At 46.0% G+C, this 25,554-nt stretch carries 31 protein-coding genes; 10 read left to right on the plus strand and 21 right to left on the minus strand.

Going from position 1 to position 25,554, the window contains the following annotated elements; all coding sequences use genetic code 11:
* Positions 1-3: 3 nt before the first annotated feature.
* Entirely contained in the window at positions 4-396 is a 393-nt protein-coding gene (locus tag E0D71_RS14975) for a VOC family protein (RefSeq protein WP_133004118.1), read from the plus strand.
* A 78-nt stretch (positions 397-474) separates the two neighbouring features.
* Here the strand turns inward: E0D71_RS14975 and grxD are convergent, their stop codons facing one another.
* Positions 475-804: a Grx4 family monothiol glutaredoxin gene (gene grxD / locus E0D71_RS14980; RefSeq protein WP_133004119.1), complete on the minus strand. Its 330-nt coding sequence runs from the start codon at positions 802-804 to the stop codon at positions 475-477.
* A 220-nt stretch (positions 805-1,024) separates the two neighbouring features.
* On the opposite strand from grxD, the gene argF reads away from it, so the two are divergent.
* Together argF and E0D71_RS14990 are read left to right on the plus strand one after the other, a co-directional pair.
* Positions 1,025-1,930 (plus strand): ornithine carbamoyltransferase, encoded by a 906-nt coding sequence (argF, locus tag E0D71_RS14985; RefSeq protein WP_133004120.1) that lies wholly within the window; start codon positions 1,025-1,027, stop codon positions 1,928-1,930.
* An 88-nt stretch (positions 1,931-2,018) separates the two neighbouring features.
* Positions 2,019-2,945: a LysR family transcriptional regulator gene (locus E0D71_RS14990; RefSeq protein ID WP_133004121.1), complete on the plus strand. Its 927-nt coding sequence runs from the start codon at positions 2,019-2,021 to the stop codon at positions 2,943-2,945.
* Positions 2,946-2,969: 24 nt separating this feature from the next.
* Here E0D71_RS14990 and E0D71_RS14995 read toward each other — a convergent pair whose 3' ends face one another.
* The 6 genes from E0D71_RS14995 to E0D71_RS15020 all read right to left on the minus strand — a co-directional run bounded on the left by E0D71_RS14995 (position 2,970) and on the right by E0D71_RS15020 (position 8,316).
* Positions 2,970-4,478 carry an ATP-binding protein gene (locus E0D71_RS14995; protein ID WP_133004122.1) on the minus strand — a complete coding sequence of 503 codons (1,509 nt, stop codon included), beginning with the start codon at positions 4,476-4,478 and terminating at the stop codon, positions 2,970-2,972.
* Positions 4,479-4,485: 7 nt separating this feature from the next.
* Positions 4,486-5,208 carry a winged helix-turn-helix domain-containing protein gene (locus tag E0D71_RS15000; protein ID WP_133004123.1) on the minus strand — a complete coding sequence of 241 codons (723 nt, stop codon included), beginning with the start codon at positions 5,206-5,208 and terminating at the stop codon, positions 4,486-4,488.
* A gap of 58 nt (positions 5,209-5,266) precedes the next feature.
* On the minus strand, positions 5,267-5,722 hold the full coding sequence (locus tag E0D71_RS15005) for a DUF1499 domain-containing protein (protein ID WP_133004124.1): 456 nt from the start codon (positions 5,720-5,722) through the stop codon (positions 5,267-5,269).
* A 29-nt stretch (positions 5,723-5,751) separates the two neighbouring features.
* Positions 5,752-6,645, minus strand: a complete 894-nt coding sequence (gene rluB / locus E0D71_RS15010) for a 23S rRNA pseudouridine(2605) synthase RluB (RefSeq protein WP_133004125.1) — start codon at positions 6,643-6,645, stop codon at positions 5,752-5,754.
* 108 nt (positions 6,646-6,753) lie between these two features.
* Entirely contained in the window at positions 6,754-7,374 is a 621-nt protein-coding gene (locus E0D71_RS15015; RefSeq protein ID WP_133004126.1) for an L-threonylcarbamoyladenylate synthase, read from the minus strand.
* Positions 7,375-7,464: 90 nt separating this feature from the next.
* Positions 7,465-8,316, minus strand: a complete 852-nt coding sequence (locus E0D71_RS15020; RefSeq protein ID WP_133004127.1) for a PHP domain-containing protein — start codon at positions 8,314-8,316, stop codon at positions 7,465-7,467.
* 66 nt (positions 8,317-8,382) lie between these two features.
* Here E0D71_RS15020 and E0D71_RS15025 point away from each other — a divergent pair, with 66 nt between their 5' ends.
* Complete coding sequence (locus E0D71_RS15025; protein ID WP_133004128.1) at positions 8,383-8,919, plus strand: septation protein A; 537 nt, start codon at positions 8,383-8,385, stop codon at positions 8,917-8,919.
* A 2-nt stretch (positions 8,920-8,921) separates the two neighbouring features.
* Positions 8,922-9,224: a YciI family protein gene (locus E0D71_RS15030; RefSeq protein ID WP_133004129.1), complete on the plus strand. Its 303-nt coding sequence runs from the start codon at positions 8,922-8,924 to the stop codon at positions 9,222-9,224.
* Positions 9,225-9,278: 54 nt separating this feature from the next.
* Here E0D71_RS15030 and E0D71_RS15035 read toward each other — a convergent pair whose 3' ends face one another.
* A complete protein-coding gene (locus tag E0D71_RS15035) occupies positions 9,279-9,581 on the minus strand; it encodes a SelT/SelW/SelH family protein (protein WP_133004130.1) in 303 nt (100 codons plus the stop codon).
* A gap of 95 nt (positions 9,582-9,676) precedes the next feature.
* Between E0D71_RS15035 and E0D71_RS15040 the strand changes: the two genes are divergently transcribed.
* Together E0D71_RS15040 and mnmC are read left to right on the plus strand one after the other, a co-directional pair.
* A complete protein-coding gene (locus E0D71_RS15040; protein ID WP_341565197.1) occupies positions 9,677-10,231 on the plus strand; it encodes a peptidylprolyl isomerase in 555 nt (184 codons plus the stop codon).
* The gene (gene mnmC, locus E0D71_RS15045; RefSeq protein WP_133004132.1) at positions 10,221-12,245 is read left to right on the plus strand and encodes a bifunctional tRNA (5-methylaminomethyl-2-thiouridine)(34)-methyltransferase MnmD/FAD-dependent 5-carboxymethylaminomethyl-2-thiouridine(34) oxidoreductase MnmC; all 2,025 of its coding nucleotides are present in this window, start codon (positions 10,221-10,223) and stop codon (positions 12,243-12,245) included. The genes E0D71_RS15040 and mnmC overlap by 11 nt, the downstream gene beginning before the upstream one ends.
* A gap of 64 nt (positions 12,246-12,309) precedes the next feature.
* Here mnmC and E0D71_RS15050 read toward each other — a convergent pair whose 3' ends face one another.
* Positions 12,310-12,639 carry a hypothetical protein gene (locus E0D71_RS15050; RefSeq protein WP_133004133.1) on the minus strand — a complete coding sequence of 110 codons (330 nt, stop codon included), beginning with the start codon at positions 12,637-12,639 and terminating at the stop codon, positions 12,310-12,312.
* A gap of 117 nt (positions 12,640-12,756) precedes the next feature.
* On the opposite strand from E0D71_RS15050, the gene cysE reads away from it, so the two are divergent.
* Complete coding sequence (gene cysE, locus E0D71_RS15055) at positions 12,757-13,584, plus strand: serine O-acetyltransferase (protein WP_133004271.1); 828 nt, start codon at positions 12,757-12,759, stop codon at positions 13,582-13,584.
* A 36-nt stretch (positions 13,585-13,620) separates the two neighbouring features.
* On the opposite strand, the gene E0D71_RS15060 is transcribed toward cysE, so the two are convergent.
* The 12 genes from E0D71_RS15060 to ccmA form a co-directional block, all read right to left on the minus strand.
* Positions 13,621-13,857: a YheU family protein gene (locus E0D71_RS15060; RefSeq protein WP_133004134.1), complete on the minus strand. Its 237-nt coding sequence runs from the start codon at positions 13,855-13,857 to the stop codon at positions 13,621-13,623.
* A complete protein-coding gene (ligA, locus tag E0D71_RS15065; RefSeq protein ID WP_133004135.1) occupies positions 13,857-15,896 on the minus strand; it encodes an NAD-dependent DNA ligase LigA in 2,040 nt (679 codons plus the stop codon). Before ligA ends, E0D71_RS15060 begins: the two co-directional genes overlap by 1 nt.
* 71 nt (positions 15,897-15,967) lie before the next feature.
* Positions 15,968-17,017, minus strand: a complete 1,050-nt coding sequence (zipA, locus tag E0D71_RS15070) for a cell division protein ZipA (RefSeq protein ID WP_133004136.1) — start codon at positions 17,015-17,017, stop codon at positions 15,968-15,970.
* A 65-nt stretch (positions 17,018-17,082) separates the two neighbouring features.
* Positions 17,083-18,279, minus strand: a complete 1,197-nt coding sequence (locus E0D71_RS15075; RefSeq protein ID WP_133004137.1) for a hypothetical protein — start codon at positions 18,277-18,279, stop codon at positions 17,083-17,085.
* The gene (locus tag E0D71_RS15080; protein ID WP_133004138.1) at positions 18,276-18,689 is read right to left on the minus strand and encodes a cytochrome c-type biogenesis protein; all 414 of its coding nucleotides are present in this window, start codon (positions 18,687-18,689) and stop codon (positions 18,276-18,278) included. Before E0D71_RS15080 ends, E0D71_RS15075 begins: the two co-directional genes overlap by 4 nt.
* Positions 18,686-19,195, minus strand: coding sequence for a DsbE family thiol:disulfide interchange protein (locus E0D71_RS15085; protein WP_133004139.1), 510 nt, complete (start codon positions 19,193-19,195; stop codon positions 18,686-18,688). Before E0D71_RS15085 ends, E0D71_RS15080 begins: the two co-directional genes overlap by 4 nt.
* Positions 19,188-21,134, minus strand: coding sequence for a heme lyase CcmF/NrfE family subunit (locus E0D71_RS15090; protein WP_133004140.1), 1,947 nt, complete (start codon positions 21,132-21,134; stop codon positions 19,188-19,190). The genes E0D71_RS15085 and E0D71_RS15090 overlap by 8 nt, the downstream gene beginning before the upstream one ends.
* A gap of 6 nt (positions 21,135-21,140) precedes the next feature.
* Complete coding sequence (gene ccmE, locus E0D71_RS15095) at positions 21,141-21,605, minus strand: cytochrome c maturation protein CcmE (RefSeq protein WP_133004141.1); 465 nt, start codon at positions 21,603-21,605, stop codon at positions 21,141-21,143.
* Positions 21,605-21,781: a heme exporter protein CcmD gene (ccmD, locus tag E0D71_RS15100; protein WP_133004142.1), complete on the minus strand. Its 177-nt coding sequence runs from the start codon at positions 21,779-21,781 to the stop codon at positions 21,605-21,607. Before ccmD ends, ccmE begins: the two co-directional genes overlap by 1 nt.
* A complete protein-coding gene (locus E0D71_RS15105) occupies positions 21,771-22,517 on the minus strand; it encodes a heme ABC transporter permease (RefSeq protein ID WP_133004143.1) in 747 nt (248 codons plus the stop codon). The genes ccmD and E0D71_RS15105 overlap by 11 nt, the downstream gene beginning before the upstream one ends.
* Positions 22,517-23,179 (minus strand): heme exporter protein CcmB, encoded by a 663-nt coding sequence (gene ccmB / locus E0D71_RS15110; protein ID WP_133004144.1) that lies wholly within the window; start codon positions 23,177-23,179, stop codon positions 22,517-22,519. Before ccmB ends, E0D71_RS15105 begins: the two co-directional genes overlap by 1 nt.
* The gene (gene ccmA / locus E0D71_RS15115; RefSeq protein ID WP_165943015.1) at positions 23,176-23,790 is read right to left on the minus strand and encodes a cytochrome c biogenesis heme-transporting ATPase CcmA; all 615 of its coding nucleotides are present in this window, start codon (positions 23,788-23,790) and stop codon (positions 23,176-23,178) included. The genes ccmB and ccmA overlap by 4 nt, the downstream gene beginning before the upstream one ends.
* 119 nt (positions 23,791-23,909) lie before the next feature.
* Here ccmA and E0D71_RS15120 point away from each other — a divergent pair, with 119 nt between their 5' ends.
* Both E0D71_RS15120 and E0D71_RS15125 read left to right on the plus strand, forming a co-directional pair.
* Positions 23,910-25,274: a flagellar hook-length control protein FliK gene (locus tag E0D71_RS15120; RefSeq protein ID WP_133004146.1), complete on the plus strand. Its 1,365-nt coding sequence runs from the start codon at positions 23,910-23,912 to the stop codon at positions 25,272-25,274.
* On the plus strand, positions 25,274-25,528 hold the full coding sequence (locus E0D71_RS15125; protein WP_133004147.1) for an EscU/YscU/HrcU family type III secretion system export apparatus switch protein: 255 nt from the start codon (positions 25,274-25,276) through the stop codon (positions 25,526-25,528). Before E0D71_RS15120 ends, E0D71_RS15125 begins: the two co-directional genes overlap by 1 nt.
* The last annotated feature ends 26 nt before the right edge of the window (positions 25,529-25,554 follow it).

Genomic DNA, 25,554 nt, shown 5'->3' on the forward strand with positions numbered 1-25,554 from the left:
ACTATGTTTTCGGTTTCTCACCTTCATCACGTGGCCATCATTTGCTCCAACTACTCGGTCTCTAAACGCTTTTATCACCACATTTTAGGTTTCGAGATTCTTCGAGAAACCTATAGAGAAGAGCGCCAGTCTTTTAAATTAGATTTAAAAGTCAGTGAATTCGAACAAATAGAGCTTTTCTCATTTCCTAATCCGCCAAAGCGACCTTCTCGCCCTGAAGCTCAAGGCCTAAGACACCTCGCTTTTGCCGTTGCCGATCTAGATGCTTGTATCAATCATCTTAAGGAACACAAGATCGCGGTGGAAGAAATTCGCGTTGATCACCTCACCGGGCGACGCTTTACTTTTTTTGCCGACCCAGATGGCTTACCGCTAGAACTGTACGAAATAGAATAAGACAGGCCGAACCATAGACATAAAAAAAGCACACATCAGAAACGGATGTGTGCTTTGCGTCTAACTCAAGGCTATGGCTTACTCTTCTGTAGAGCCAACCGCCTCTTTAATCAAAGTTTGTAATTCACCATTCGACGCCATTTCTACAATGATGTCACAACCACCAACCAACTCGCCTTTTACCCATAACTGTGGGAATGTTGGCCAGTTCGCAAACTTTGGCAATTCCGCGCGAATGTCTGGATTGTCTAAGATATTAACAAACGCAAAACGCTCACCACAGCTCATCAAGGCTTGCACTGCCTGTGATGAAAAACCACATTGTGGTGCACGAGGATTACCCTTCATATATAGAAGAATGTCGTTGCTCTCAATCTGCTCTTTAATTGTATCAATTGTATTACTCATTATAAAACCTCATTCACCTTGTTTCTTCGTAACACCATCAAAAGCAGTATCACGCCAAAATACATTAACTTGTCCAAGTTTATTGGGACTCGCCTAGTGTTTACAACCCCAAGACAGTGGTTTCCTTTGTTCTTTCTAATGCGAATTGCCCTTTACTCACCTACCTGAGTGTATTAAATTGGACGATTCCCCTTTTAAAAAGACAATTAAGGAGTTTAGCGTGTCGCCAAGGCATTTTCTTACTCTCAAAGACCTTTCGTCTGCAGAGTTAAAACAGCTACTATCTCGAGCTTCAGAGCTTAAGAAAATTCATCGTGAAGGCGCACTCTACGAACCGCTTAAAAACCGCGTATTAGGGATGATTTTCGAAAAGTCCTCGACGCGAACTCGCGTATCATTTGAATCAGGTATGGCTCAGTTTGGTGGACATGCTTTGTTTCTATCCTCCAGAGACACACAACTAGGTCGCGGCGAACCCGTGGAAGACAGCGCTCGTGTTATCTCCAGCATGGTTGATGCTGTGATGATTCGTACTTTTGAGCACAGCCTTGTCGAAACCTTTGCTCAGTATTCTTCTGTGCCTGTGATAAACGCACTAACAGACGATTACCACCCTTGCCAGCTGCTTGCTGACATGCAGACTTACCAAGAGCACCGTGGCTCAATTGAAGGTAAAAAAGTTGTCTGGGTGGGCGATGGCAACAATATGTGTAACTCTTACATCAATGCCGCGTCTCTGCTGGATTTCCAATTGGTTATCGCCTGTCCTAAAGGTTACGAGCCTAATCCTGAACTGGTCGCAGAGCACCAAGATCGAGTTACCGTATTGCACGATGCAAAAGACGCAGCAAAAGGGGCAGACCTGATTGTGACGGACGTATTCGCCTCTATGGGACAAGAAGACGAACAAGAGCAAAGACTCAAAGATTTTGACGGCTTCCAAGTGAATACTGATCTTATGTCTTTAGCCAACAAAGACGCTTTATTCATGCACTGCCTTCCTGCTCACCGAGGTGAAGAAGTCTCTGCTGAAGTGTTAGATCATCCAGACTCGGTTGTGTGGGACGAAGCTGAAAACCGTCTTCATGCTCAAAAAGCCCTACTCGAATTTCTATTGTGTAATTAATCACAACACCGAAACCCATGAGACGTTTTTCGCCCATGGGTTTTTTTTCTGTTATTCACTGAATCACATTCACTTACTGTAAGTTATTATGAGTATTATTGAAGTTAGGCATTTAAAAACGCTGACAGCGTTACGGGAAACAGGCAGCTTAGTCGAAGCAGCTGAACGGGTTCATCTAACCCAATCGGCACTGTCTCACCAACTAAAGGACCTAGAAGAAAAACTTGATTGCGCGCTCTTCATTCGCAAAACTAAACCCGTTCGCTTTACCAGCGCAGGACTTCGATTACTGCAACTTGCCGACGATGTACTACTATCATTTCGCTCAGCACAAAGAGACATACAGCGCTTTGCAGAAGGCGAAAGTGGTCGCTTACACATCGCGATTGAATGCCACAGCTGCTACGAGTGGTTAATGCCAACCATTGATCATTTCAGGGAACATTGGCCAGACGTCGAGCTCGACCTGTCGACCGCGTTCAGCTTTATGCCCTTGCCAGCATTGGCACGAGGAGATCTGGACTTAGTGGTCACATCTGACCCGCAGGATCTGCCTAATATAGAATACATTCCACTTTTTCAGTATGAGGCTCAAGTCGCACTTTCAAGACATCACAGACTGGCCAAAAAAGAATTTTTAAGCCCTGAAGATTTTGCCCAAGAAACGCTCATCACTTATCCGGTTGAGCCAGAGCGCTTGGATATATTCAAGCACTTCTTAACCCCAGCGGGCGTCGCACCCGCCAAAATTCGTCACAGCGAATTAACCTTGATGATGATGCAATTAGTAGCCAGCGGACGTGGTGTTTGTTGTATTCCAAACTGGGCATTAACGGAATACTCAAACCGCCAATACGTGCTGACAAAATCATTAGGGGAAGAAGGCGTTTGGTGTAAGCTCTATCTTGCAATCAGAAAAGATCAGCGCCAAAACGCTTACATGGAAGACTTAATTAATACCGCCTCTAAGACATGTTTTAAAAATCTAAAAGGCATATTGTCGCCAGACCTATAGCAGTCCGGCGACCATTTTTCAGCATCAGGACAAGGTGTTCTGATGCTGATTACGAGACCAAATCAAACTAAACTTCGCCCCACCAAGATCACTGGCGTCCACCAGCACAGCGCCACCATGCCAAAATGCAATACGCTGAACAATGGCAAGCCCTAAACCATACCCCCCTGACGCTCGAGTCCGGCTATTATCCAATCGCTGAAAAGGAATAAAAACCTTGTCTCTGTCTTCTATAGCAATCCCAGGACCATCGTCTTCGATATCCAACTGCCAACGTTCTTCATCGTAAGAAAAGATAATGGCAATCTTGCTATTGGCGTATTTAGAAGCGTTTAAAATCAAATTCTGCAACGCCCTGTGAAGATGATGTTCATCAGCAACCACGGTATCTGGCTCTGGAATATCAATCGTTACCTGCAAGTGCTTAAGCAAAGGCTCATTGTTATCCAAGATAGAGCCTAATAATTGCTTAATGCTGGTTTCTTGGAAATTGAGCGCTAATGACCCTTCTTCCAGCTTGCCATACGTTAGTACTTCATCAACGAGCGTGTTGAGCTCTTCGACATCGTCTTCCAACGCGGTCACAGTATGAACCACAGAGTCATCCACTTCGTCTTTGACTACCTCCAGACCAAAGCGGAGTCGTGCTATAGGGGTGCGCAACTCATGAGAAATGGCATTAATCATTTCTCTTTGTACTTTAAGCAAGCGCTGAATATGAGAGGACATAGAGTCAAATGAGTAAGCAAGCTCTTTAAGCGTTCCGCTACTGTCGGGTATTTCTTTAGGTAAACCACTGCGTCCACGGGCAATTTGACGGGTAAGGTTCTCGAACGTTTTTCTCTTCAAATCCAAGTAAAACAGTTCACGCCAGATCAATGCCAACATAGCAACAATCGCAATGGCGACAATCATAACCACAATAAAAGTCAGTGAGAAAGGCGCGGCATGATCAATGGAAATAAAATATTCATCGCCCTCTACGTCTCCCTTCCATAAAAAGCCGTGCTTATTATGAACACCATACGTCAAGGTCACCCCTTCTACAGAACCGGTCATTTCAGATGAAACAGGTTCTACACTTAAACAGGAAATTGACTGCAATAAAGAGCGTTTATCCGCATAGGAAAGAGGGGAAAGAAGCAGCCCTTTAAGCAAGGCTTCGAGATGGAATCGCTTACTTTCTGACGCCGCCACACCAACAAAACTGGCGCCAGCATCAGAGCCAAAAGATAATTGGTAATCACCATTTGGCAAACGTAACCATTTTTTCTGGGCTAGCAAAGCGGTTGTGTTAGCAACACTTTGTGGTGCTTCAAGCGTTTGCCATTTGAATTGAGATTCAGGCAGAGTTCGTTTTATGCCAGTGGCGAGCAAAGCAAGACTCAGCTCTGCATCCACACATAAAAGCTGCTCATGTTTCGCTTCAGTGATGCGAAACATGGCAAACTCTACCGCGGCATAACACCCCATTAATATAATTAGACAACCAATAATAAGGTGTCGATATAACCGCCACATTTCTTTTTGCATTAGGCGGTTAAACCTCTTTTACAAAAAGGTAGCCTTTACTGCGTATTGTTTTAATACGACGAGGGTGAATCGGATCATCACCAATCTTGGAGCGAATTCGAGAAATGCGCACATCAACAGAACGATCTTGACCGTCGTATTCAATGCCACGTAACTCGCCAAAAATTTCTTCTCGACTTAGGATTCGGCCGGCATTGCTGGCCAACAACCAAAGCAAATCAAATTCTGCACTGGTCAGCTCTATTTCATCACTCGCTAACCACGCTTCGCGACGAGAGTTATCAATCACCAAAGGACCAAACGTCAAGGTTTGCTCCGCTTTAGCGCTGTTCGCAGCAGACAAATCAACATCTTGTGTACTACGACGCAATAAGGATTGAACTCGTGCTAATAAAACGCGCGGTTTAGCAGGTTTGGACACATAATCATCAGCGCCAATTTCTAGCCCTAAAATTTGGTCCACATCGTCGCTGCGTGCCGTTAACATAAGGATAGGTCCCTTATAGTCGTTGCGCACACTGCGGCAAATGGTAAAACCATCTGCTCCAGGTAACATTAGATCCAAAATAACAAGTGAAGGCTGTTCTTCTACAATACGAGTAATGGCAGCTCGACCATCTGATTCAACATTAACTAAAAAGCCATTTTTGATTAGGTATTCTTGAGTAAGTGACGCTAAACGCTCGTCATCTTCTACTATTAAAATGGTTTGGCTCTCATCCGTATTCATGGTTAATCCTCATCCTGATAAGTATTTTTCTAATAAATCGATTGATAATCGTTCGAAATCACCCTTTCAGATGAGCTTCAAGTTTTTCGATACGCTGACGATTAACATCTAAATCTGAGTAGCCTACGCGTGACCCTGAGCGCACATGAATCACGCTGTCAGCTTCTGGCAAGTAGAATTCCACATCATCGATATAGCCAAACCACGAGCTTTTTACTTCAATATGCACATAGCCTAATTGACTGGCAACAATTTGCGCGTTGCCTTGATTTAAAAAATACGACTCTATGTTCAGTTGAGTATCTTTACGGCTACCGTGGTAAATCATTGGCGCAATATAATGCACAGTATCACTTTTTTCTGCTTGGCTAGAAACGCAGTTAGGGGTAGTAGGGCACGGTTTAAATAAACCATCTGTCACCCCCAAACCTTCCGGAGGCTGATTGTTCACCTTGATATAGACAAAAAAACCTATTACTAAAACAACAACAAAAAGGCTTATCCAGCGAACCATGCTTCTACGACTCCTAACAACTGTTTCTATTATCTAAAGGTGCGTTTACCCGGCTTTTTAGGTTTAAATTCTGGCTTATCAGTGCCCTGCCAATCAAACCCTTTAGGACGGCGTGCACCACCTGTCTGCTTATTCTTAGTGCGCTTAACATCCAGCTTTTGCTGCTGAGTTTTTTGAGCAATAGCAGACACTTTCAAATCCACCATAGCGCACAGTGAATTCACATCACTTTCTTCCATTTCTACCCAACGGCCGACTTTTGCCTTTGATGGTAAGAAAATCGGGCCAAATCGAACCCGTTTCAAGCGGTTTACTTTTACCCCTTGAGATTCCCACAAACGACGCACTTCTCGGTTACGTCCTTCCATCAAACACACATAGAACCAACGGTTAATGCCTTCACCACCACCATCAACGATGTCGGTAAATTTCGCTTGTCCATCTTCTAAATTAACGCCTTTTTTAAGCGTTGCAATACTCTCTTCTGTCACTTCACCCATCACGCGAACTAAGTATTCACGATCAATTTCCGTTGAAGGATGCATCAAGCGATTGGCTAACTCACCATCGGTAGTGAATAACAGTAGACCAGAAGTATTGATGTCTAGACGACCGACCGCAATCCAACGCTCACCGCGCAGTTTAGGCAGCTTATCAAATACCGTTGGTCGACCTTCTGGGTCTTTACGAGTACAGACTTCGCCTTCTGGTTTATTGTAAATAATGACACGTCGGCCTTCGCCAGCTTCTGTCACTTTTACGGAATAACCATCCAACTCGATAGCATCGCTGACGCTTACGCGATCGCCTAACGTCGCCACAGCACCGTTGACAAGGACACGGCCTTCACGGATACGGTTTTCCATTTCACGACGTGAACCTTGACCGGCTCTGGCTAATACTTTTTGTAACTTTTCGTCCATTACGAACCTCTTAGAGGGAATGCTTCTCAGCAACCCATTTTTTTAAACATAAAATTTTGGGCATTATAGTCATACATAGCGACGCTTGACAGCGACATGTCTAACTTTTTACATAAAAGGCGCTGGATCGCCAGCCCCTACTCGCACAACCTCAACCTTGTCAGAATCCATCATCACGACCGTCGTCGGCTCTAAACCACAGAAACCGCCATCAATCACCAGATCCAATGCATGCTCTAGGGTGTCTCGAATGTCATAAGGGTCTGTCATGGGATCGGTCTCACCCGGTAAAATAAGCGACACACTCATCAAGGGTTCCGATAACTCATTCAACAAAGCAGAAACAATACGATTATCTGGAATGCGAATACCTATGGTCTTACGTTTTGGATGCATTAGGCGTCTTGGTACGACCGACGTGGCATGAAAAATAAAGGTGTAAGGCCCAGGCGTATTGTTCTTCAGCAATCGGTATAAGTGATTGTCAAAGCGCGCATAGGTGGATATCTCTGACAGATCTCGGCACACTAAAGTAAAGTTGTGTTTATCATCCAAACGACGGATCGCTTTAATTCGATCCATCGCCGCTTTATCACCCAAATAACACCCTAACGAATAACCACAATCCGTCGGATACGCCACCACACCACCGTCGCGAATAACCTGGGCGGCTTGTTTAATCAAACGCGCTTGTGGGTTTTCTGGATGAATTTGAAAAAACTGACTCAAAACGCACTCCGTTAATAACATGATGGCGATTAAAAATTCGCCATATCAATCACATACTAGACCATAAAAGCCATTAGACTCAACTCAAAGCTAAACCCAATCACGCCATACTAGATCGACTTCGCTTTCATGGATTTGAGTGAAACGGCCAACTTGTGTCCAAGGCCCAAACGGCCCATGGAAATCACTTCCAACCGAGGCATGCAAAGCAAACTCCTGAGATAAGCGCTCCATAAGGCGAACATGATCGGGACGCTCATTACCAGAGGCCACTTCCATGCCAGTCCCACCCCAGGCTTTAAAATCGGCCAGTAAGCGTTTTAATTTGGTGACGGTTAATGGGTAACGCTTCGGATGTGCCAAAATTAACGCCATGCCTTGATCCTTTAGCTGTCCCAAAACAACCTCAAGTTCTGGCCAAACATCTCTAAGACTGCCCAGTCGCTTGTTTCCCAAGTAACGATCAAACGCTTTATTCGCGTCTTTCACCAGGCCTTTTTCGATCATTAAGGTGGCAAAATGCGGGCGACCAAGCTGACTTTTTCCGGCCAGAGCCACGGCCTCATCAAACAAATCAGGCAAACCTTGTTTGATTAACAGGTCGGCAATACGGCGCGCTCTGTCGAGTCGAATCGCTTGATTCTCCTTTACCACAGCGTTTAAAGCTGCGTTATTTGGGTCAAAGTTAAGTGCCACCATATGCAGGGGAATGCCCTTCCATTGGGTCGAAAGCTCAACCCCATTTAAGAAAGACAATTGATGCGACTCCGCACGAGTGCGCGCCTCTACCAAGCCATCCAAGGTATCATGGTCGGTTAAGGAAAAAAGTGTCACGCCTTGCTCTACAGCCAAATCCACCAGTTCCGTTGGCGATAATCGACCATCCGAAAAAGTAGAATGGGTATGAAGGTCAACTTTGCGGTAACTCGCGTTTTCAGGCATAGATAGGCTGTTCTTTAAATGGAATGGTAGTTATCATTGGTTCAGCATACATAAATTGGTTTTTATATGAAAATATTATTCGACTTTCTCCCTATCTTGGTCTTTTTCGTTGTCTATAAGCTTTCAGGGAACATCATTCTCGCCACCGCGGTGCTGATTCCTGCCAGCGTTTTGCAAGTAGGTTATAACTGGATACGCTACAAAAAAGTGGAAAAGATGCACCTAGTGTCTTTGGTGTTGGTGGTTTTATTAGGTGGCGCAACAGTATTATTGGGCGACGGTGAATTCATCAAATGGAAGCCCACTATCGTCAATGGCTTATTTGCCATGGCATTTTTAGGTAGCCAGTTCATCGGCGAACGAAACATCATCGAACGCATGATGGGTGATAAAATTCAGCTTCCCTTCAAAGTTTGGCGTACCTTAAACCTTGCTTGGGTGGCCTTCTTCCTGTTATCAGGCGCCGTAAACCTTTACGTTGCCTTCAGTTTCAGTGAAGACATCTGGGTCGACTTTAAGTTGTTTGGTTTATTGGGTATGACCATTGTCTTCATTATTTTGCAAGGCATCTACCTATCTTCACACATTCAGAACAAGGAATAATCATGCTTTACTCAATCGTTGGTACTGATATAGAAAACAGCCTAGCGGGTCGCCAACAAGCTCGCCCAGCCCACTTAGCCCGCCTTCAACAGCTGTTAGATGAAGGTCGCCTTGTGTTGGCAGGCCCTAACCCTGCCATAGATTCAGATAACCCAGGCGATGCTGGTTTCACCGGCAGCGTTGTCGTCGCTGAGTTCGCTTCACTGGATGAAGCGCAAGCTTGGGCTGATGCCGATCCATATATGGAAGTGGGCGTATACAGCAGCGTCACGGTAAAACCTTTCAAACAAGTCTTTCCAAACTAACCAAGACTCAAATACAAGAAGCCGCTCTGTGTCATCCGCACCAGAGCGGCTTTTTTAATGACTCTCTTTTACATCGACCTCTTTTACATCGGAATGCCCAAGATCGCGCTCTGGGTCGATCACATCTCGCACTCTTTGCTTCAGTACTTTTGCCTCAGGAAAGCCATTTTCCGCTTTACGACACCACACCTCTTCGCCATTCACTCTGACTTTGAAAATCCCCCCTTGAGTGGGAATCAAGGTGACGCTTTTCACATCGTCATCAAAGGTGGTTAATAATTCTTGAGATAACCAGGCTGCACGCAGCATCCAACGACACAATGTACAATATTCAATTTCTATCACGGCTGTTCGCATCTTTCTCTCCACTATTACCACTAAAAACCCAAAATAACTTGGCGTGCCGCCACGCTGCCAATATTATTGGTGCACTCATTATTTAAGGAAAGCCTATTATGCGTAAAACCTTCATCATTAGCCTTATGTTTGCTGCCCTTTGCAGTCAAGCCAACGCAACAGAAGTTGATATTACCACCAACCAAGGCACCATTCGTATTGACCTAAATGATAATGCAGCGCCTAAAACAGTAAAAAACTTTCTCACCTATGTCGACGAAGGGTTTTATAACGGCACCATTTTTCACCGCGTTATTCAAGGCTTTATGGTTCAAGGCGGTGGCTTTACCGCCGACATGAATCAAAAAGCAACTCACGCCCCTGTTCCCTATGAAGGCGATAATGGGCTAGATAATAATCGTGGCACCATTGCCATGGCTCGAACACAAAACCCTAACAGCGCAACGTCTCAATTTTTCATCAATGAAAAAGACAATAGTTTCTTAAATGATGGCGCTCGTGGCGCAGCGGGTTATACAGTGTTTGGACAAGTAGTGTCAGGAATGGACGTCGTCGACACCATGTCTAAGCAACCCACACATTCTGTTGGTCCATACCAAAACGTTCCCTCTACCCCTATCGTGATCGAGAGCATCAAGCGTGTTAACTAGTTATTGTTTAGCGTCTCCCCAATTAAACTGGGGAGACGACGGCGCCCCCCATTCAACCCAATTTGACGATGTTTATTTTGATAAAGACGCAGGACTTGAAGAAACACGCTATGTGTTTCTTCAGCATAACCAACTCGATGAGCGTTGGAAAAGTTTAGACTCATCCAACAAGAGTCATTTCACAATTGCCGAAACCGGTTTCGGCACAGGGCTCAATTTCCTCTGCGCTTGGCAGGCATTTTTAGCAAGCGCTCCCTCTGATACGACCTTGCACTTTATTTCAGTCGAAAAATTCCCACTGAGTAAGAGTGCATTGACCAATGCGCTGAAAATGTGGCCTTCATTAGAGACATACAGCCAAGCACTGATTGCCCAGTATCCAGAGCTGAGCCATGGCCTACATCGCATAGAATTGGCCCAAGGTCGTATTCAATTGACGCTATGGTTTGGAGAAGCAGAAGAAGGCTTCTCTGCTTTAAACGCCGACGTAGACGCTTGGTTTCTAGATGGTTTTGCCCCTAGCAAAAATCCGGAGATGTGGTCACCGACGCTGTTTAAGCACATCCACCGACTCAGCCATCAAGGCACAAGCTTTTCGACCTTTACCGCCGCAGGTATTGTTCGCCGAGGCTTAAAAGAAGTAGGCTTTGAAGTAAGGAAGGTCAAAGGCTTTGGTCATAAACGAGAAATGGCCGTCGGTGAACTGGCAGAGCAAACGCTTTCTCTAACAGAACGCATGTCCCAAGGCGAAGCTTGGTTTAATGTTCGACAAAATCCTGCGCCTCTTCCCACAAACAACGAAAACCAAAACAAACACGTATTAGTCGTAGGCGCTGGGCTTGCAGGCGCCACCACCGCCTACGCGCTCGCCAAGCAAGGCGTTAACGTTACCGTGTGGGAGCAAGGAGAATCCGTTGCTTGTAAAGCATCCGGTAACCCACAGGGGATGCTTTACCCTAAACTTGCCAGTCAAGACACGCCTGTTAATCGCTTTTATCTCAGCGCTTACTTATACGCGAGCAAACTGTATTCACAACTCGATGATGATGCGGTTTTTTGGCAGCAGTGCGGTCTAGAGCAGCGCCCTACGAGTGAAAAGGAAAAACAGCGCTTTGCTAGCCTACTAGAAAATAAACTCTACCCAGAATCCATCGTCTGTAAACATGGCGAAGAAGGCAGTATATTTTTGCCTTTATCGGGCTGGGTGGTGCTAACGGATCTGTGCCATAAGCTGCTCGACCATCCGCTCATTGATGTCCAATTAAATACCCGTTTAGACGCCTTAACAAAAACGGGAAGCGTACCGCTGAGTTGGCAAGCCAGCACCCAAGCGCAACAACAGAGTTTCTCTCATGTGGTGATTTGTACCGCCAACGATACCCATGAACTCGACTTTTTACCCAAGACACCTGCTTATCCCATTCGTGGGCAAGTGTCGTATTTGCCATTAGAGGCGGCCAAGAAAGCCTGTTCTAACGCCAATGAAGACAGCGCAAAATTAACGACTGACCATGTCCTTTGCCAAAAAGGCTATGTGTCTCCAGCATTGCAGGACACCCTACATTTCGGATCAACATACGATGCGAAAGATCAGGATGAAACCGTCAGAACTGAAGGTCATTGTCGTAACTTACGCATTCTAGAAAGCCTCCTGCATCTGAAAGAAAATACACTTAATGAAGAAGATTGTGGCGGACGAGTGTCCTTTCGCTGTGCCATTCCCGACTACACGCCAATGATTGGGCCAATCGCATCGCCTGCAGAGTTGCATAGCCATTACGCCATACTAAGCAAAAATGCCAAATGGAAATGCCATCAGGTGGCCATTGAACAAGAAGGCTTGTTTATCAATATCGGACATGGTTCTCGGGGGTTGGTCTCAACGCCGTTGAGCGGTGTGTATCTCGCCAGCCTGATTACCAATACACCATCACCACTAGAGCAAAGCATTATCAACAAGCTTCACCCTAATCGCTTTGTGATTAGAGCATTAAAGCGTAGCAACGCTAACTAGAGCGCACCACCAAAGCAGTAACACGCCACGAATAGCTGATAACATGGCCATTCGTGGCGTTTTTTTATAGTTCAAATAACTCGCAGGCGCTTGGAATTAGCTCTAGAAAACGATTTATTGTCTTTGGTCGCAGCACAACACGACTCATGTCTGGTAGCAATGCACGCAATTCATCACGCAGTTTCAGCACACCTGGGTCTATCGATTCATAAGGATAAATATGATCTTGGACGCTCAACTTATGGAGTTCATCCAGCTCATCTTGTAACATGCTCTTCATTGCAAAAAAACGATCTTTTTGATTAATATCGTTGGTTTCCCAGTAAGCATCCGCGAAAGTAGAATTTAGCTCGTAGAATACATGCAATGCATCGGCAACGGTTTTTTTAGTCATACTGTCTCCATTATCAGTGGCAATTTTTGCCTTAACCCTTGTTTTGTTTCATGCTAACACTATTACTTACATTCTAGCTGCGAATTAAAATAGGTAAATAGCCCCTTGAGTAACACAATGTACAATGCCGTGACTTCTGGCAATTTATGGTCATCTTTACAGGCCGAAGCAAAAAAACTTGCTTTAGATGAACCCATACTCGCCAGCTACTTCAATACGACCATTCTTAGGCACGAATCGTTAAGCTCTGCGCTTAGCTTCTTACTGGCCTGCAAACTGGATAGCATTTCAATTCCTTCTATCGTATTAAGAGAGGTCTTTGAAGAAGCAATGTCCGACTCTCAATCTGGCATTGTTGAGTGCATTGAGCAAGATATTTTGTCGATAAAAGAAAGGGATGCGGCTTGCGACTGCCTCACGACCCCCCTTTTGTTTTTTAAAGGATTCCATGCCCTACAAACGTACCGAGTAGCGAATTGGCTTTGGAAAAACAACAGGAGAAGTCTGGCCCTGTACTTACAAGGCCAAATGTCGATGGTATTTAGTGTTGATATTCACCCTGCAGCAACGATTGGCTGCGGCATCATGCTAGACCACGCGACAGGCTTAGTCGTCGGCGAAACTTGCGTTATTGAAGACAACGTCTCTATCCTGCAATCCGTCACACTAGGCGGTACTGGCAAAGAACACGGCGATCGTCATCCTAAAATCCGTTCTGGTGTCCTTATTGGCGCTGGTGCGAAAATTTTGGGCAACATCGAAGTGGGCGAAGGCGCTAAAATTGGCGCAGGCAGCGTCGTGCTTGAAGCCGTTGGAGCACATACGACAGTCGCTGGCGTACCCGCTAAAATTGTAGGCCGCAATACCGGCGAAGAACCTTCTCGTGCAATGGACCATAACATCAACCATTGCGTTCGAGACGGCAACGACAGCAATCCGTCCTAACCCCTCCTAGTCTATCTCTGTAAGGACATTACGCCTTCACATAAGGTCGTAATGTCCTAGGGTATCTTTAGGCACCATCTTGATGGTTTCACTCTCAGTGTCAAATAAGAGCACCGCTTGACCGCCTTTGAGAGCCGCCACCGCCTGCTGGCGTTTCTGCTCAGCAGACAAATCATAATCGCCGTAATCCGTCCCTTCACGAGACACAATATCATCGAGAATGGTCATTAATGTCTCTGACTCTAAAGAGTCATAAGGAATCAAGGTATCCATTAAACCGCTCCGTAGCTTTGTAACAATGCAATAACACCCGCTTCATCAAGAATGGGAATATTCAAACTTTGCGCCTTAGTCAGTTTCGACCCTGCTTTTTCACCTGCGACTAAGCAATCGGTTTTAGCCGACACTGAACCGCTTACTTTCGCCCCCAAGCTTTGCAGCTTTTCCTTCACCTGATCTCGTGAAAATTGACTCAAAGACCCAGTCACTACGTACGTTTTTCCAGTCAATGGCAAATCACTGTCGTCGACAATGGCTTTCTTTTCCCATTCAATCCCTGCGGCTAACAAACCATGAATCGTCGCCACGTTCTGCTCTTGTTCAAAAAACACTCTCACGTGCTGCGCAACAATCGGCCCTACATCATCCACCGCCACCAAAGCCTCTTGATCGGCCTGCATCAAGGTGTCTAGCTCAACAAAATGACTGGTTAAAGAGCGCGCCGTTGCTTCACCAACTTCTCGAATGCCTAAGGCATAAATAAAGCGGTTGAATTGCGTTTTCTTCGCGGTCTCAATGGCCTTTAACAACTTATCAACCGACTTTTGCCCCATTCTCTCCATCGACAACAACCTGTCTTTTTTCTCGGCCAAGGTAAAGATGTCGACTGGGGTTTTTAATAGCTCCTGATCAACCAACTGCTCAATCAACTTATCGCCTAACCCATCAATGTCCATGGCTTTGCGCGAGACAAAGTGTTTTAGCGATTCTTTAAGTTGCGCGCCACACACCAAGCCACCGGTACAGCGAATCACCGCCTCGCCTTCGACTCGCTCTACATCGGAACCACAAACGGGACACGCGTCAGGGAATACCACGCTCTTTACGTCTTCATCAACGCGGCGATCTTCTAGCACTTGAACCACTTGAGGGATCACATCACCAGCACGACGAATCACCACATAGTCGTTTACTTTCACGCCCAAACGCGCAATTTCATCTTTGTTGTGCAAGGTCGCATTAGACACGGTAACACCGCCAACAAACACAGGGGCAAGACGTGCCACAGGCGTAATTGCCCCAGTACGACCAACTTGAAAATCTACCCCTAAAATACGTGTCACTTCTTCTTGAGCAGGGAATTTTCGCGCGATCGCCCAGCGAGGTGCCCGAGCGATAAAGCCCAGTTCTTCTTGAAGCTCAATCTGATCCACCTTATACACGATGCCATCTATGTCATAAGACAAATTGGGGCGCTTTTCATTGAGCATTTGATAGTAGGAAATACAGCCTGCCGCGCCTTCAACGGTTTTCATCAAATCGTTAATACGAAAACCCCATTCACCCAATTGCAGTAAGCCTTCATAATGACTATCAGGCTGAGACCAGCCCTCCACATAACCTATTGAATACGCGCACATCACCAAAGGGCGCGATGCGGTAATCTTTGGATCAAGTTGTCGAAGCGAACCAGCAGCGGCATTTCGAGGGTTTACAAATGGCTTATCGCCTCGCTCTGCGGCTTGCAAATTAAGTTTTTCAAAGCCCTCTTTAGGCATATAAATTTCACCGCGCACTTCAAGCACTGGTGGCGGAGTATCTGTTCGCAATGACAAAGGAACAGAGTAAATCGTTTTGATGTTGGAGGTAATGTCTTCCCCAGACAATCCATCGCCTCGTGTAACCCCTCTTACCAAACGCCCATGCTCATAACGCAAACTAATGGCTAAGCCATCAAGTTTTGGCTCACAGCAATAGGTAACACTGTCGGCGTCCAATAGTTTACGAATGCGTTGGTCAAAATCTTCCAAAGACACATCATCAAAGGCGTTATCAAGGGACAACATGGGAACAGTATGTGGCACATTTTCAAAGCCGCTGTCTGGCTTTTCACCCACTCGCTGGGTAGGCGAATCCGCTTGAATCCACTCCGCATGTTCCGCCTCTATGGCCTGCAACTGTCGATAACAACGGTCGTATTCTGCGTCAGGCACCAATGGATTATCTTTGACATGGTAGGCGTAGCTGTAATCATTTAATTGCTGGATCAATGCCAACATGTGTTCGTGAGTAATGTCGTTGTTTTGACTCATAAAGAAAACTCGAAATAAAACCGTACAGGAGGGAGAAACAATCAAGGCCCCTCAGGGCCTTGATAAAAAGATTAAGGTTTGTGCTTCATCAAGCGCCGACGTTCAAAGTCACGTATTCGCTGACGGCAGTGCGCAATGGTTTGCTCACTCATTGGGCTCCGACGCTCATCGCGTAATTCACCACCTAGATTACGCACTAATGCTTGCGCTGTTTCCAACATGAAATCAAACGCTTTCATGCTGTTTTTCGGCCCAGGTAATCCCATGAAGAAACTCACACCAGGGCAATCCCCTTCGCCCATAGTGTCAAGATCAAAGGTGCCTGGCTCAATGGCGTTGGCCATGCTGAATTGCACACGCCCACGGTCAAACCCTTCTTCGTGACGGTGGAAAATATCCATATCGCCAAAACGCATACCGCAATTAAGGACTAACTGCAGCAGCTCAATACCGGAAAAAGTTTTGCCTTCTGGCGCAAAAATATTAATCACAATGACTTCTTCGATTTCCGCGGCGTCATCGTTGTCTGAGTCGCTTTCATCCAAATCGTAGCCATTGCCTTGCGGCGTGATTTGGTCGACATCAACACTAGAATAATCACGTTCATAATCCGTGTCGTCCGCCGTTTCATGAACGTCGTCATGGCCGATATCTAGATCATCAAACTCATCATTACGCGCCTCTGACGGATACTCATCAAGCGGTTCGTCTGCGTAGTTTTGCTCAGTATAACGCCCTGAATCTTCTTCCCGATCCGGCACAAGTGAGGCCAGCTCATCAAGATGCAGATTCTCATCACGCTCTAATGTCGGACCAGAATCCACCTTATGAGGTAGATCGGCAAGCGGAGCATTGACTGTTTGACGGGCATTTTCAAAGGCGTTCGTAATCGGGTTTGACGTTTGACGTTTCGCCTCCCCAACAGGACGCGCGCCACCATTTGGCAGCTCTCGTCTCACCATGGCTTCACGCGCCAACTCTTCAGGATCAACGAAGTCATCGTCGTCATCATCTTGGCTGAATTGTTGGCCTTTTTTATATCGACGAAATCCATCTATTAGTATTGCCACAATAATGACAACACCAATTAAGATTAGCCACTCACGCAAGCTAAATTCCATTGCATTTTTCCGAATTAGATCAATAAAGTTAACGCTATTATCAAACGAAGCGCCTTAGGATTCAATTATAAGGTCACATTGATTGCATAAATCGCCTTAGTGTTTGAAGGTACGGCTTTTTTTATACCGATTACCTGACCTTTTGTCAGGTCTTTTGCGGTAATCTTCGATAGTTTTACAACAAGATCAACATTCCCGACGTCTTCTAACGATTGTTTTGACATTAAATTATCAAGATTCGTTAAGATCACAGGTCGATTTAAGTCTTGAGGGTAAACACGTCGTATTGCCACCGGCATGTTTGATCCTGGCGCCAGCGCATAGACCAATAAGACGTCGTCCGAATGCCATTGTATTTTGCTTTTATCCCAGATCACTCGAAGGGCAATTTGACGAGTAACTAACGCTGGGACCTGCTGATAACTAATGCCACCTGCTTGTCGCGCACTTTGAATGGCGCCTAACAAAGTCTGTCTCTCAAGGGCATTATCATTGTATCGAGCGGCATCTTGCCACGTTAACACCGCTTTCAGATAAGCCTTATGATCAAACGCCGCTACCCCTTTCAAGCCTAACGCCGTGGCATTTTTAGGCTCCAGTGCCAAAACCTTATCGACCACCTTTTCCATTTCAGGACTGCTTACATTGCCATTGTTATAAAAAATGGCTTGTGCGTATCTCACCAATACTTCCGCTTGGTCTGCGCTGCCTTCAGGAAGTTTCACCAGCGCGGCTTGGAAAGCCCCCATCGCTTGAGCGTATTCCCCTGAAGACATGAAATCATTCGCCAGATAATACCAATCTTCCGCTCGATCATAGCGCTCGCTTCGGTACTTCAAAAAATCGAGGGTCATTTTTGGCGTCGTGTTTTTGGCAGCCAGCGCCTGAGAAAAAGCCACGTCTTTGGCATAACCCAAAGACTGATAGAGAGTCACACTCCCTAAGCTGACTAAAACAAAAATGCCTAACAGGGTATATTTTGTCGAGACGAGGTTGGGCAAAAACGAACGATGACGAGGCACAAACTCATCCATTGACTGAGCGTGCTGCGTTTCGCTCTGTAAATCCTTCAACAAGGCCTCAGCTTCTTGACCAGTCAAACGTCCAACTTCTTGTTCATTGGCGATTTCTTCGCTACGAATAGCAGCAAAGCTGTCCGCCTTTTCGCCATCATCATTGGAAAGATTTTTCTGTAGAGAAACAAAAAAATACACTAGGCTTGCCGCTATCATCAATGCCATTACGAGCCACAGCAGTATCATAATGCTTTCCCCGCTCTGCGTTTCTTATTGCGATACACCACCCCTGCAAACACCACCAAACCGATAATCAAAAATGCCGCAGGCCCTACCCATAAAATAGACGTTGCCGCAGAATATTTTGGTCGATATAAAACAAAGTCACCGTAACGAGCCACCATATAATCGACAATTTCCTGGTCTGTTTTACCTTGTTCGATCATCTCATGAATTTGTATTCTCAAATCCTTGGCGATGCCTGCTTGAGAATCGGCTAAATCTTGGTTTTGGCATTTAGGACAACGCAGCTCTTTTGCCAAAGACTGAAAACGAGTCTGATTCAACTCAGAACTAAACGTCATCAAGGTGTCTGCAAACGAATAAGAAGACAGCAGAAAAGCCATCATCAGACACGCGAGTTTTATCAGTTTCATTTTAAATAGCCTTTCATTTCTTGCCACACCCTATCGTCCAATGCGCCCTGATAACGGTAAACAATAATCCCTTTGCTGTTCACCACAAATGTCTCGGGGGCGCCAGTCACTCCCATATCGACCCCGAACTTGCCCAATTCATCGGTCAGTACCCATTGATAAGGGTTGCCCCTGGTCGCGAGCCACTGCTGAGCTTTATGCTTGTCGTCTTTGTAATCGATGCCGACAATAGGAATACCTTGCTTGGCCAACGTCCTTAAATAAGCATGTTCCATTTCACAAGTCGGACACCAAGTAGCCCAAAAATTCAGCAAGTACGCTTGTTTAGGCAAGCTGGTCTGGTCTTGGACGGTATCCGTTTGCAAGGAAACGAGTTTAAAGTCAGGCACAGGCTTACCAATCAAGGCCGAAGGCATGTATTCAGGATTGGTGCCCAATTGCTTGTACAACACACTCCCTAAGCCAATGAAAACGATAAATGGGAGAAAAACGAGCAATTTACGCATTATTACCTCTCACCGTTTTACGGTAGCGTTTGTCTAAAGCAGACAACAAGCCGCCACACATCATCATCAAACCACCTAGCCAAATCCAGCGCACAAATGCTTTCACATAAAGACGAATGCCCCACGCTTCTCCTGATAATTTTTCCCCTAGGGAAACATAAAGGTCTCGGGTAAATCCGGCGTCCAATCCCGCTTCTGTCATTATCTGTCGGCTGGTCGAATAAAAACGTTTTTCAGGCTGTAGTAAGGCCACAAAATCACCGTTTTTAGACACTGATATAACGCCACGATCTGCCAGGTAATTCGGCCCTTTCAAATGAGAAATACCATCAAAATGAAAGTCGTAGCCTGCAAACGACACCGACTCCCCTGGCGACAATTTAACCGTCGACTCATGGCTGCTGGTGCTGACCAACAGAATGCCAATAAGCGTTACCACCATACCCAGATGGGCAATCATCATTCCGTAATAATTTCGAGGTAATTGTCTCGCCCTAGGGATAATACCCTTGGTTCCCGCAGACACCTTCACAAACCAATCTTTTGCGATCAGCAACGCCGACCATAGGGCGACACTTAAGGTGAGCCAAGCCATCATCCCTAAGGCATAAACATAACTCAGCAGGCCAGCCACAACGATCGCCAACACCGCCGGCAACAGAATCGCATTCAGCAACAATGATGCCTTTGTATGATGCCATTTAGAGAAGGGACCAATCGCCATAAACACAATCAGCAGCAGAGCAATAGGAGAAAAAACGGTATTAAAATACGGTGCCCCCACTGAAATTCGCCCTAACCCCAACACATCGAAAATCAGTGGGTATAAGGTGCCTAATAAAACAGTCAGCGTCAGTACAGTTAGCAAGATATTGTTGAGCAGCAACCAAGCTTCACGCCCCGTAACACCGAAGGTGGCACTGGCTCGGACTTGGCTCGCTCGCAGTCCATAAAGCAATAAGCTGCCACCAATCAAGATCACCAACAACATCAGAATATAGATGCCACGAGTTGGGTCAGCGGCAAAGGCGTGCACCGAGGTCAGCACGCCAGATCTCACCAAAAAGGTGCCCAATAAGGACAAACTAAACGTAAAAATAGCCAGTAATACGGTCCAGCTTTTAAACACCCCACGCTTTTCTGTCACCGCCAATGAATGCACAAGCGCCGTGCCCGCTAACCAAGGCATAAAGGAGGCATTTTCTACTGGGTCCCAAAACCACCAACCGCCCCAGCCAAGTTCGTAATACGCCCACCAACTGCCTAAAGTGATACCGAGCGTTAAAAACGCCCAAGATAATGAGGTCCAAGGCCTTGTCCAGCGCGCCCAAGAAGCATTGAGGTTACCAGTGATCAAGGCAGCAATAGCAAAGGCAAAGGCCACCGAAAAGCCCACATACCCCATGTAGAGCATGGGTGGGTGAATAATCAGTCCAATATCTTGCAACAAGGGGTTTAAATCGCGGCCATCCAGCGGCGCATCGGGTAACGCTCTCACAAAAGGCGAGGAGGTAAACAGCATGAAGGACAAAAAGCCCAATGACACCATTCCTAATACGCTCAATACCACGGGGCCGACATCTTTTGGCAAAGAAACACTTTTCAATGCGACCGCCGAACTCCACCCTGATAAGATCAATATCCACAGCAAAAGCGAGCCTTCATGCCCTCCCCACAGAGCACTAAACTTATACCAAATAGGCAGCTGACTGTTTGAATTTTGGCTAACGTACAACACAGAAAAATCGTCCGTCATAAACGACAGAGCCAGCACCAAAAAACTTACCAGAACAAAAAACGACATCAGGTAAGTCAGTGGGCGCGCGGTATGCAGTAGCACTCTGTTTTTTTGCCAATAGCCAATTAACGGAACAACCGACAGACAAAGCGAGAAGAACAACGCCAGTATTAATGCAAAGTGTCCAATTTCGGGAATCATAAAAGCCTAACGTTCAAGAGTAGATGAGGAAGTAGGATTGGTTTGTTGCTGCGCTTTTTCTAACGCCTCTGTCACTTCTGGTGGCATGTATTTTTCATCGTGCTTAGCCAGCACTTGGGACGCAGAAAACACACCATTACTGAGCATTTTCCCTTGGGCAACTATGCCTTGGCCTTCGCGGAATAAATCAGGGAGTATGCCTTGGTATTGGATCTGCACAGAATGCTTAAAATCGGTGACGGCAAAGGTGACGGCCAGTGTATTGGCATCGCGTTTTACGCTGCCTTTTACGACCATACCGCCTGCGCGTATCGTCGTATTTTCAGGCGCTTCGCCTAGCGCAATCTGGGTCGGTGAATAAAATAAGTTAATGTTTTGCTGAAGCGCATACAGAACCAAACCAAGAGCGGCACTGAGAATAAAAAGAATAACAGCAAGCGTAATAAGGCGCTTTTTTCGGATGGCGTGCACTAGGAATCAGACTCTCTTAAATAACGTTTCTTTAGCTGTCGAATCACCTTGCGGCGACCCTGGACAGTATTCAATATCAAGCTTGCCAAGATCAACAAAACCAAGCCGTAAGTTGACCACACAAACGCCCCATGAGTTCCCATTGTCAGGAAATCAGCCAGACTATTAAACGCCATGATTCATCACCTTTTCCTTCACCCATTGAGTACGACGCTCACGCAACAGAATCTCAGATTGCATACGCCACATCACAAGCCCAACCACTAAGCAATAAAACCCAATAACGGCGATCAGTAAGGGCAGCCACATCTCCATCGGCATCGCAGGTTTTTCGGTCAAACTAAACGACGCAGGTTGATGTAATGTGTTCCACCAGTTCACCGAGTACTTAATAATCGGCAAATTGATCAGCCCAAGCACACTGACAATCGCCGTTGCTTGGTTGGCTAAAGCCGCGTCCTCTAAGGTGTTTTGCAGGGCAATAATACCCATATATAAGAGGAACAAAACAAGAACAGAGGTCAGCCGTGCATCCCACACCCACCAAGTGCCCCATGTTGGCTTGCCCCAAATAGCCCCTGACAATAACGCAATGGCGGCCATCGCGGCACCAATCGGCGCCATCGACTTGATGAATATGGGCGCCATTTTCATTTGCCAAACCAAATACACAAAACCCGCAACCCCCAAAGAGAGGTAGCAAGACTCTGCCAACACGGCGGCCGGAACATGCAGATAAATAATTCGATAAGTGTCGCCCTGCTGGTAATCGGTCGGAGCAAAACCTAAGCCCCACCCAACACCAACCAGCATCGCCAATAAACCCATAGAAAATACGGGCAAAGCCCACTTACTAGACCATTGGTAAAACCATTTAGGCGACCCTAATTTATGAAACCAGATCCAGTTCATTAACGCACACTCGCTTTAATACACAAAGAAGTCATCACTGGCGACACCACCAACGCTAATAATGAAATAGCCCCCAACAACGCTAACAAGCCACCATAAGGTAAGCCAAGCTGCATCGCTTTAATCGCCGCTGTTGAGAAAATAATAATCGGGAAATAGAAAGGCAGTATCAGTAATACCATCAACATAGCCCCCTGCCTTAACGATACGGTCAGAGCGGCACCGATGCTGCCAATCAGAAACAACCCAGGCGTACCGAGCAACAAAGTGGCGAGTAGCATAAACAGGCTATCCGATGGCAAAAACAGCATCTGTGCAAACACTGGTGTTAGCAATAACAAGGGAAGCATCATGGCCCCCCAATAAACGCCCACCTTGATTAAGATCAGCCAAGGCAATGACAAACCACTCACAATCAGCTGAGTTAATGTGCCATCCAAGTAGCTTTCTTTGTACATACTTTCGACAGAAATCACCACAGACAAGGCGGCAGCACACCAGATAATACCACCTGCAACAGGCGATAAAAACTCAGCTGAAGGGTCAATCCCTAACGGAAACAACACCACCACCATCACAAAAAAAAGCAAGGCATTTACAACACGTTGTTTGGTGTAAAAAAGCGCTAAGCATTCGGCTTTGAAAAACGAAAAATAGGTCACGGCGACAATTCCACTTGCAAATATGGAAGGTTCGCTAAGGGTAAATGCGAGGCCAAAATAATCATGCCGCCCGATGCCACATGAGCCGCCATTTTTTCTTCCAATAAACCAATTAAAGTCTGATCCAAAGCCGTAAAGGGCTCATCCAGTAACCAAATTTGTTTTTCCGATAACCAGAGGCGAGCCAATGCGACTCGTCGTACTTGCCCCGCTGACAGGGCTTGCAACTGAGTCTCAGAAAACGCGGCTAAGGATAACCTTGTTAGCACCTGCTCGATCTTATCCTGGGTACAATCTGGCGCATACCAACGTAGGTTTTCAAGCACGCTGAGCGCGCTATTCAACCCAGCAGAGTGAGCAATATAGAGCACATTATTAAGAAAACGATGACGTCCCTGCGCCAAGGATTCACCATTAAATGTCATGCTGCCACTCAATATTGGCAGCAAACCTAAAAGCGCTTTGAAAAACGTACTTTTACCCGCACCATTTGCCCCGGTGATATGAACAAGGTCACCCGATCGAGCAGAAAAAGACAATCCATTCAGTAGATCGCTTTCTCCTCGTTCAACCCATAAATCTGATATGGTTAAAGTAGCAACAGAATGCAAAAGATATGTCCATGTGGGCCGATAAAATAGTAAGCGCCGCTTAATCGCATTGAAGCAAGCGCTAAAACGCCTTCATTATATGTGAAACGTCTTAAAATAACGAACGAGCGGAATGCAGAATGATTCCTGATATCAAAAGCACCAACCATCAAGCTCTATCAAATAAGGCGCCTTCAAGCTTAACTGCGCAGACCGGCACCATCAGCCAATTGCAAAGTGAAATCAAATTAATCAAAGAGTTAAGCCTGATACGGGTTCAAGGCAGCGAGACCTTATCCTTTCAAGGAAAACCCGCCCAACTGCTGAGTGTAACAACAAGCCAGCAACAGCCAATTACCTTGATCAATACTGGCCCAAGAATAGCCGTTGACGGTCAACAAACCGCCACACTCACACGCGCAGCGCAAAACCAAGCCAGCTTAACGTTCTCGGATAACAAACCAAATGGCGTAAACAGCACAATCAATAACCTCAGTGTTGCGTCACGCATGATCACCTTAACGACTTTAGCGGCCTCAACCAACAGCAATGGCAGTCATCTAACGCAAGTTTCTGATGGCCACAATCAGTTTCAAATCGCCAGCCAAACACCTCTGCAACCAGGCGAAAAAATTCGAGTTCTGCTCGATGCAAACAATCAGCTGCAAGTCATCCCAAGTAAACTGGCAACAACACCACCGCAAATTGATGCTTTAAAACAAAGTTTACCTCAGCAATTGTCCGCACCTGAAATGGCTCAACTGATCAAGCAGTTGCAGGCCACCCATAATGCCTCACCGGCGTCCTTATCTCCTCAATCACAACGGGCGCTTGCTCAGTTAATCCAAAGCCTGCCCGCCCTAGAGCAACTCACTCAATCTCCTGACGCTATGAAGCAAGCGATTCAAACCAGCGGCCAATTTTCTGAATCCTTATTAAAAAACACCAATGCAGCCGCTCTGAATACAGACCTTAAGATGAACCTAACTCGATTGGAGAACGCGACCAATGACTCGCTGAGCCAACGTTCTTCCAACTTCCCAACCGAACAAGTCGCCAACGCTATTGAACGAATCACCACAAACCAATTGCGGCATTTTTCAGACCTTAATCAGGTCAATGCGCAAACGTACCCCTTGTACATAGAACTGCCGATCAAGGACCACCAGAACACCAGTCTAGTGCAACTACAAATAGATCAAGAGGCACAAGATGACAACGCACAGGATCACGAACGACGCTGGTTAGTAAAACTTAACTTTGATTTTGAAGAAACAGGACGATTCGAGGCAAGGGCCGGAATTCAGGAAAATAAAGTCGGCATCTTATTTGCCGCCGAAGACGCAGCAACAATAGCGGCTATCAAACACCAAATGGCAGACTTGAAACAACAGCTTATTGAGAAGAATATTGAAGTACAAAGGCTCGACGTGTTTCAGACAACGTTGTCAGAAGATAAGCTAAAAAGCCCTACTCAAACCTCGTTAATCGATGTGAGGACCTAATGAAAAAAGCCGTCGCTCTGAAGTATGACTACAGCCTAGCCCCAACCATTGCCGCCAAAGGCTCTGGTTATTTAGCGGAACGTATCATGGCGGTTGCCAAAGAGAATGATGTGGTGCTTCACCAAAGCCCTGAGCTAGTCGAGATGTTAAGCACTCTTGAGCTCGGTGAAGAAATTCCGGAAGCATTATATCTAGCGGTCGCCGAGATTATTGCCTTTGCCCATAATATTAAAAATAACTGGCCACAAAACTAAAATCCAAAAATGGCGAGACGCGTTAA

Origin of the sequence: Marinomonas sp. KMM3893, assembly GCF_004352855.1 — a bacterium.
GTDB classification, from domain to species: Bacteria; Pseudomonadota; Gammaproteobacteria; order Pseudomonadales; family Marinomonadaceae; genus Marinomonas; species Marinomonas arenicola.

Excerpts from the sequence above, each read along its gene's own strand:
- E0D71_RS14975 (WP_133004118.1), top strand. The coding sequence starts at position 4 with ATGTTTTCGGTTTCTCACCTTCATCACGTGGCCATCATTTGCTCCAAC.
- grxD (WP_133004119.1), bottom strand. The coding sequence starts at position 804 with ATGAGTAATACAATTGATACAATTAAAGAGCAGATTGAGAGCAACGAC.
- E0D71_RS14990 (WP_133004121.1), top strand. The coding sequence starts at position 2,019 with ATGAGTATTATTGAAGTTAGGCATTTAAAAACGCTGACAGCGTTACGG.
- E0D71_RS14995 (WP_133004122.1), bottom strand. The coding sequence starts at position 4,478 with ATGCAAAAAGAAATGTGGCGGTTATATCGACACCTTATTATTGGTTGT.
- E0D71_RS15000 (WP_133004123.1), bottom strand. The coding sequence starts at position 5,208 with ATGAATACGGATGAGAGCCAAACCATTTTAATAGTAGAAGATGACGAG.
- E0D71_RS15005 (WP_133004124.1), bottom strand. The coding sequence starts at position 5,722 with ATGGTTCGCTGGATAAGCCTTTTTGTTGTTGTTTTAGTAATAGGTTTT.
- rluB (WP_133004125.1), bottom strand. The coding sequence starts at position 6,645 with ATGGACGAAAAGTTACAAAAAGTATTAGCCAGAGCCGGTCAAGGTTCA.
- E0D71_RS15020 (WP_133004127.1), bottom strand. The coding sequence starts at position 8,316 with ATGCCTGAAAACGCGAGTTACCGCAAAGTTGACCTTCATACCCATTCT.
- E0D71_RS15025 (WP_133004128.1), top strand. The coding sequence starts at position 8,383 with ATGAAAATATTATTCGACTTTCTCCCTATCTTGGTCTTTTTCGTTGTC.
- E0D71_RS15030 (WP_133004129.1), top strand. The coding sequence starts at position 8,922 with ATGCTTTACTCAATCGTTGGTACTGATATAGAAAACAGCCTAGCGGGT.
- E0D71_RS15035 (WP_133004130.1), bottom strand. The coding sequence starts at position 9,581 with ATGCGAACAGCCGTGATAGAAATTGAATATTGTACATTGTGTCGTTGG.
- E0D71_RS15050 (WP_133004133.1), bottom strand. The coding sequence starts at position 12,639 with ATGACTAAAAAAACCGTTGCCGATGCATTGCATGTATTCTACGAGCTA.
- cysE (WP_133004271.1), top strand. The coding sequence starts at position 12,757 with ATGTACAATGCCGTGACTTCTGGCAATTTATGGTCATCTTTACAGGCC.
- E0D71_RS15060 (WP_133004134.1), bottom strand. The coding sequence starts at position 13,857 with ATGGATACCTTGATTCCTTATGACTCTTTAGAGTCAGAGACATTAATG.
- ligA (WP_133004135.1), bottom strand. The coding sequence starts at position 15,896 with ATGAGTCAAAACAACGACATTACTCACGAACACATGTTGGCATTGATC.
- zipA (WP_133004136.1), bottom strand. The coding sequence starts at position 17,017 with ATGGAATTTAGCTTGCGTGAGTGGCTAATCTTAATTGGTGTTGTCATT.
- E0D71_RS15075 (WP_133004137.1), bottom strand. The coding sequence starts at position 18,279 with ATGATACTGCTGTGGCTCGTAATGGCATTGATGATAGCGGCAAGCCTA.
- E0D71_RS15080 (WP_133004138.1), bottom strand. The coding sequence starts at position 18,689 with ATGAAACTGATAAAACTCGCGTGTCTGATGATGGCTTTTCTGCTGTCT.
- E0D71_RS15085 (WP_133004139.1), bottom strand. The coding sequence starts at position 19,195 with ATGCGTAAATTGCTCGTTTTTCTCCCATTTATCGTTTTCATTGGCTTA.
- E0D71_RS15090 (WP_133004140.1), bottom strand. The coding sequence starts at position 21,134 with ATGATTCCCGAAATTGGACACTTTGCATTAATACTGGCGTTGTTCTTC.
- ccmD (WP_133004142.1), bottom strand. The coding sequence starts at position 21,781 with ATGGCGTTTAATAGTCTGGCTGATTTCCTGACAATGGGAACTCATGGG.
- E0D71_RS15105 (WP_133004143.1), bottom strand. The coding sequence starts at position 22,517 with ATGAACTGGATCTGGTTTCATAAATTAGGGTCGCCTAAATGGTTTTAC.
- E0D71_RS15120 (WP_133004146.1), top strand. The coding sequence starts at position 23,910 with ATGATTCCTGATATCAAAAGCACCAACCATCAAGCTCTATCAAATAAG.
- E0D71_RS15125 (WP_133004147.1), top strand. The coding sequence starts at position 25,274 with ATGAAAAAAGCCGTCGCTCTGAAGTATGACTACAGCCTAGCCCCAACC.